The 6,179-nt window shown below is 46.6% G+C and carries 5 protein-coding genes; all 5 read left to right on the top strand.

Annotation, left to right across the window (positions count from 1 at the left end; genetic code table 11):
• Nucleotides 1-294: 294 nt before the first annotated feature.
• The 5 genes from ACLFWI_RS25295 to ACLFWI_RS25275 all read left to right on the top strand — a co-directional run bounded on the left by ACLFWI_RS25295 (nucleotide 295) and on the right by ACLFWI_RS25275 (nucleotide 5,954).
• A complete protein-coding gene (locus tag ACLFWI_RS25295; RefSeq protein WP_446415211.1) occupies nucleotides 295-1,209 on the top strand; it encodes a hypothetical protein in 915 nt (304 codons plus the stop codon).
• A 468-nt stretch (nucleotides 1,210-1,677) separates the two neighbouring features.
• Nucleotides 1,678-2,295: a DUF4129 domain-containing protein gene (locus tag ACLFWI_RS25290; RefSeq protein WP_446410636.1), complete on the top strand. Its 618-nt coding sequence runs from the start codon at nucleotides 1,678-1,680 to the stop codon at nucleotides 2,293-2,295.
• Complete coding sequence (locus ACLFWI_RS25285; protein WP_446415210.1) at nucleotides 2,295-3,410, top strand: DUF4350 domain-containing protein; 1,116 nt, start codon at nucleotides 2,295-2,297, stop codon at nucleotides 3,408-3,410. The genes ACLFWI_RS25290 and ACLFWI_RS25285 overlap by 1 nt, the downstream gene beginning before the upstream one ends.
• Before the next feature lie 184 nt (nucleotides 3,411-3,594).
• On the top strand, nucleotides 3,595-4,545 hold the full coding sequence (locus ACLFWI_RS25280; protein WP_446410634.1) for an AAA family ATPase: 951 nt from the start codon (nucleotides 3,595-3,597) through the stop codon (nucleotides 4,543-4,545).
• Between the two features lie 101 nt (nucleotides 4,546-4,646).
• Nucleotides 4,647-5,954 carry a DUF58 domain-containing protein gene (locus tag ACLFWI_RS25275; protein WP_446415212.1) on the top strand — a complete coding sequence of 436 codons (1,308 nt, stop codon included), beginning with the start codon at nucleotides 4,647-4,649 and terminating at the stop codon, nucleotides 5,952-5,954.
• Nucleotides 5,955-6,179 lie beyond the last annotated feature (225 nt).

Raw genomic sequence — 6,179 nt, 5'->3', positions numbered from 1 at the left:
AATGACCAATGACCAATGACCAATGACCAATGACCAATGACAAATGACCAATGACCAATAACAAGTTAATAAAAGTTCATCAGAACTTCACTGAGTTTTTTTTGGACTTTATCTGGACTTGATAGACGATTCGCTAATCTGGTAAATAAGCTAAGGCAAGTCGATTCACACCCAAGCAATCTCTCCTGCCAACTGGCTTAATCAGCATCGGCAATTTGCAATTTGGTGAAATTTGAGAAAGACGCCTTGTTTTGCACAACTGATACTGGAAATTATCACTAGGAATTATTAATCATGACTGGCTCTCCTTTAAAAAAATTTCTCTTTACGCCGATAATTCTTTCAACCGCCGTCTTCTCAGCTTTGACTTTACCTCTAGCGTTCTTCGGAGATCAAGAGGTCACAATCCAACTGCAAGAAGAGCCTGTACATCATGGAAAACTCCGAGATGTTGCGATGCCTTACCTAGGATTGGTAAGTGTTTTAGGTGTAGGGACGGGAATCGCGACAATTGCTGTAACCGGGTGGCGACAATCGTCTAAGAAATCTGCCCAAGCCGAAGAACAGCTTTCGGATTTAGAGCGAAATCTTCAAGAAAAGGAACAACTTTTAGAAGAACTGAAACTTTCTCAATCTCAACTCGCAGCGGCTGGACTCAATAATTTTTTAGAGAAAGAAGGCGAACAAGAATCAGGTCTGCTTTCTGAGAACAAAGATCAACCCCTGGTTGAAGAAACTGTTAAACCAGAACCGGAAATCGTCCCACCTTCTGAAAATGAAGCTCAACCTCTAGTCGAAGAAACTGTTAAACCGCAGCCTGCACTAACACCTACTGTGGTGAAATCCGAGGAACAGCCGATGAATGTTCCGTTCACCATCACCACACAACCCTTCTATACCCAATCGGCTACCGCTCATCCAGTTAGCAGCCAAACAGCCTCAGCGAAATTTGCCTCGGCTCAAAGCTTCCTGGGTTATCAACCCAAAACATCGGTTCCATCTGCAACTGTGACCACAGTTGGTACATCTGAGGTTGAACAACTTCAGGTTCAACTACAACACATAATGTCTCAGATGATTGTCATGCAAGCCGAACTACAGGCGGCTCAAAAAGCGGCTCAGTCTCAGGGACATGCAACCGAACCGCGCCATTTAACATCACTCAAGGTGATTCAGTCTTGGTCTCAACACCCTCAGGCAGTAATTTAATAGTCCATACCCCCCCTTTTTTTAGCTATACGTCCTGTCATGCATTTAAATTGGGAATGGGTAGCGAGCAAGATGCTCAATTTAGCGAGCAAGATGCAAAGCCTGCGGCATGGCTTCGCTAAACGCACTACTACGGCAAGGATTTCGCCATTATTGACATTAAGGTTTAAATGCCGAACAGCTTACTGACACTTTGGTGAAGATAAGGCAGATGGCAGAATGCTCCAGGGTATAAGGGAAAGAGAAGGGTTGCAAGGTAGAAGAAAATAATGACGGTTTCGGTGGATTTGATGTCAGACAAAGAACTACGCTTCGGGATAAAAAATTAGCGTCAAATGATGACTCTCACCTCTAGTTAAGGTGTGAGAGTTTTTCCTTTTATCCACTTTTGTTTGGTTAGGGATCTGCTTGAGATGGGGAAGTCCGCGTTATACTCACAGAGTTAGCCTGGGCAGGATTTCACAAACCATGTCTACCGGATCTTACGAGAAAAGTAATTGGGCTTGGCAGTTTCAGCAGTGGCAAAAACAAGTAGGGGAATGGTGGGAACTCCAACTGTCCCGATTTTCACCGGATTTTCCAGGGGGTTCCGGTTGGTCTTTACCCGCTTGGTTAAGTTCGCCAGTTCTGTTCTTTATTGCTAGGGTAATCTTTTGGGTACTGATTGCCTTTCTGGTATGCTGGATTGCTCTACAACTCATGCGACGGTTTTCTCCTTATGTTTATTCCTGGAGAAACCAACTGGATCAGCAATCTGAGAAACTTACAACCACCCCAGATAGAACCTTATCCGTTGCTGATTGGTTGGCGCGATCGCAAAACTGCCAAACTCAAGGTGACTACCGTGAGGCTTGCCTGTGCCTTTATCGAGCTATGCTACAACAGTTGCATGATAGTGGACAAGTCCCCCAACAACCCAGTCGCACGGATGGGGAATATCTGCTTGTAGTCCAACAGTTCCCTCAGTCGAGAGCCTATCAACGCTTGCTGATCACCCATCAACAGCTTTGTTTCAGTCAGACTCCAGCCTCGCGATCGCTGTTTGAGGACTGTCAGCAAGCCTATCAACAAATCAATCAAGGGTGATGAAGGTATCTAAACGACGGTTAGGGGTATTGAGTGCGATCGCGATCGCGGTTGTGATCCTGATTACTCTAGTCGCTGCGCCAGCGAACAATCAACTCAATAGTGGGTCAACCTATAGCCGCGCCCCCGATGGCTATGGTGCTTGGTATACGTTTATGGCAGAACGGGGAACTCCCATCCAGCGCTGGCAAAAGCCATTGAGTGAATTCGAGGATCGCCAGGATGTCACCTTGTTGCGAGTTCACAGCCGTTTAGTCCCAAATCAATTAGATACTCCAGAGAGAGACTGGGTTAAAAAGGGCAATACCCTAGTTATCGTTGGGGTTCATCAACCCGTAACCGAAGCAGCATTTAGCACCCTACAGGATAGTCCAGTTGGCAAGGTTAAGATTGACACCGGGCGGCGATATAAGCCTAGCAACGATGCTATTCTCAGTGATGACTTTGGCGCGATCGCATGGCAAAAGACACTCGGAAAAGGACAGGTTATTTTTGTGACTACTCCCCATCTCGCTGCCAATGCTTATCAAGATTTTCCAGCCAACTATACACTTTTGGCTAAACTGGTAACCCAGGAAAAACTAGCCGATCCCATCAAAAATCCCACGGTCAACTCATCCGCCAACCCCAATCAACTATGGGTCGATGAATATATTCATGGTTATAAAGACCAAGAAGAAATCGAACGCGAAGTTGGCGAAAATGCAATCAGTTATTTAATCAAAACCCCCTTATTTCCCCTGCTGCTCCAAGGTATTGTTCTCCTACTCGTGGCAATTTTTGCGGCTAATCGTCGTTTTGGACAACCCATCACCCTATCCGCCCCAGTGGTTAATAATAGTGAAGCGTACATTCGGGCGCTAGCTGGTGTCTTACTCAAAGCGGGGAGTCATGAATTTATCGTGGATAGGGTTGGCAAACAAGAACAGCGACAACTCCAGAAAACTCTAGGATTAGGAGAGACTCCCCTCAACCATCAATCCCTAATAGCGGCTTGGGCGCGACAGACGGGACGTCCAGCCAAAGACTTACAACAACTGCTGCAAGTCTCTAATAAACGCCGCTTGAGTGAATCCGACTTGTTAAACTGGTTGAGAAAATGGTCGGAACTATAAAAAAGTTTTGAGGCAAGTAGGGGCGGGTTTTACCAATAACGCTGCGCCTAAAATCACGAACTTAACTAGAATAATACTGACTGGTATGCTGGTGGGCAATGCCCACCCTACGGTATAGCTGGTTGAGACAAGGGTCGAAATAATGACAAATGACAAATGACAAATGACAAATGACAAATGACAAATGACAAATGACAACACCATCTTTAATCGCATCAGCCAAACCCTGGGCAAAGTTGTTTTGGGTCAATCGACTGTCGTGCAACAATTGCTTGTGGCGTTGCTGAGTGGAGGTCATGTCATTATCGAAGGTGTACCGGGAACCGGAAAAACCTTACTGGTGAAAGTGATGGCAAAATTAATACAAGCCGATTTTCGGCGAATTCAGCTTACTCCCGATATTTTGCCCTCGGATATTCTCGGCACCAATATTTTTGACCTGAATAGCCGCAGTTTTACCCTCAAGCAAGGACCCGTTTTTACCGAGATTTTGCTGGCGGATGAAATTAACCGCACACCGCCCAAAACCCAAGCCGCGCTACTAGAAGCGATGGAAGAACAACAGGTGACATTAGATGGGGAAAGTTTGCCTTTACCGGACTTATTCTGGGTGATTGCGACTCAAAATCCCCTAGAATTTGAGGGGACTTATCCGTTACCCGAAGCCCAGTTAGACCGCTTTTTATTTAAACTGGTAGTAGATTACCCGGATACCGCCGCAGAAAAGCAGATGTTGCTGAATGTGCAGAAGGGATTTCGGGCTAAACGTTTTGATTTGGAACGTCTCAAACCTGTCGCAACCGTAGGACATATTATTAATGGGCGTAAAGCGGTGCAAGCGGTTGATGTGGATGAGAAAATATTGGATTATTTATTAGCATTGGTGGGAGGTTCACGCAACCATGCAGATTTGGCATTAGGGGCGTCTCCCAGGGCGACGGCGACGTGGTTACAAACGAGTAAGGCGTATGCTTGGTTGCAGGGGCGGAATTATGTGACACCGGATGATGTGAAAGCCGTTGCGCCGCCGTTGTTGCGTCATCGTCTGATTTTGAAACCAGAGGCGCAGTTGGATGGGTTGATGGTTGATGGGGTGATTGCGTCGTTATTGAAGCAGGTTCCGGTTCCGCGTTGATGGGTATTGCGATGATTCAAACCATAGTCAGGGCGGGTTTAGTTGCATCTGGGTGAGGCAAGAAACGATAATAGTGAAACCCGCCCCTACAAACTAATATGATTATTCCATCACAACGTCTGTATTGGTTGCTGCTACTGGGTATGGTAATTGCCCTTTTTCTGGCTGTTGTGTTTAATCAGCCAAGCAGCATTTGGGGAACTCTGGGATTTGATGCGGTTGTTCTGAGTTTAGCGGTTTGGGATGGACAACGGGTTAAACCGTATCGTGTCACGGTGACGCGCCATCCGTTACATCGATTATCTATAGGGCGGGATAATCCTGTGGTATTATCGGTGCGATCGCGATCGTCATCTGCCCGAATTCGCCTGCGTGATCACTACCCGCTAGAGTTTGACATCTCTACACCCACTCTCTCAACCCAACTGGAACCCAATCACACGCAAGACTTTACCTACACGGTTCACCCCAAAAGTCGCGGCGAATATCAATGGGGAGATATTCAAGTGCGACAACGGGGGCGCTGGGGATTAGCATGGCTAGATTGGACAATCCCCGCCAGTCAGACGGTGGCGGTGTATCCGGATTTGCTGGGATTACGAGAACTCTCGATTCGCCTCACTTTAGAAAACACAGGAACCATGCGCCGAGCGCGACGCCTAGGTGCGGGAACCGAGTTTGCAGAACTCCGGGAATATGGTGTTGGCGATGATACTCGGCTCATTGATTGGAAAGCTACAGCCCGTCGTTCACGTCCGTTAATCCGAGTATTGGAACCAGAGAGGGAGCAAACGTTAATTATTTTACTCGACCGAGGGCGGTTAATGACGGCACAGGTGCAGGGATTAAAGCGGTTTGATTGGGGATTAAATGCGACATTATCCCTAGCTTTGGCGGGATTAAATCGAGGCGATAGAGTGGGAATTGGTGTGTTTGACCGAGAGGTAACCAGTTGGATTCCACCGGAACGAGGTCAGCATCAGTTATCGAAATTAATAGAACGTTTAACGCCAATTCAACCTGTATTATTAGAACCGGATTATTTTGGCGCGGTAACGCGATTAGTGAATCAACAAACTCGCCGTGCTTTAGTGGTTTTGATTACCGATATTGTTGATATAACCGCTTCGGCTGAACTCTTATCAGCCATGGGACGCCTGACGCCGCGTTATTTACCCTTTTGTGTAACATTACGTGATCCCCAAGTTGATACTATTGCTCACACTCGAACTTATGATATAGAAGCAACATACTCTCGTGCGGTTGCTTTAGATTTAATTGCCCAGCGTCGGGTAGCTTTTGCCCAATTGAAACAAAAAGGGGTGTTAGTGTTAGATGCACCTGCGAATCAAATTAGGGAGCAGTTGGTTAACCGTTATTTACAACTTAAGGCGCGGAGTTTACTTTAACAAACTGTTAAAATTCAAACCGCGATCGCACGCCAAAGATGTCGCGGTAGGGTGGGGCTGGGCGGGTTTTGGAGAAAGGTTATTGGTTTGTGGATTAAGTTTGTCCCTAAACCCGCCCCGACAAATGAAACCCGCCCTAATCCCAACCGGAAAGGGAATAACAAAACCTACCAGATTCTCAACCGCGATCGCATCCCAAAGATGTAGGGGCGGGTTTAGGGATTA

It is taken from the genome of Coleofasciculus sp. (assembly GCF_046539235.1).
Classification (GTDB): Bacteria; Cyanobacteriota; Cyanobacteriia; order Cyanobacteriales; family Coleofasciculaceae; genus Coleofasciculus.
The sequence above is the reverse complement of the archived record's forward strand: the minus strand, read 5'-3'. Positions and strand labels throughout refer to the sequence as shown.

Excerpts from the sequence above, each read along its gene's own strand:
- ACLFWI_RS25295 (WP_446415211.1), top strand. The coding sequence starts at position 295 with ATGACTGGCTCTCCTTTAAAAAAATTTCTCTTTACGCCGATAATTCTT.
- ACLFWI_RS25280 (WP_446410634.1), top strand. The coding sequence starts at position 3,595 with ATGACAAATGACAACACCATCTTTAATCGCATCAGCCAAACCCTGGGC.
- ACLFWI_RS25285 (WP_446415210.1), top strand. The coding sequence starts at position 2,295 with ATGAAGGTATCTAAACGACGGTTAGGGGTATTGAGTGCGATCGCGATC.
- ACLFWI_RS25290 (WP_446410636.1), top strand. The coding sequence starts at position 1,678 with ATGTCTACCGGATCTTACGAGAAAAGTAATTGGGCTTGGCAGTTTCAG.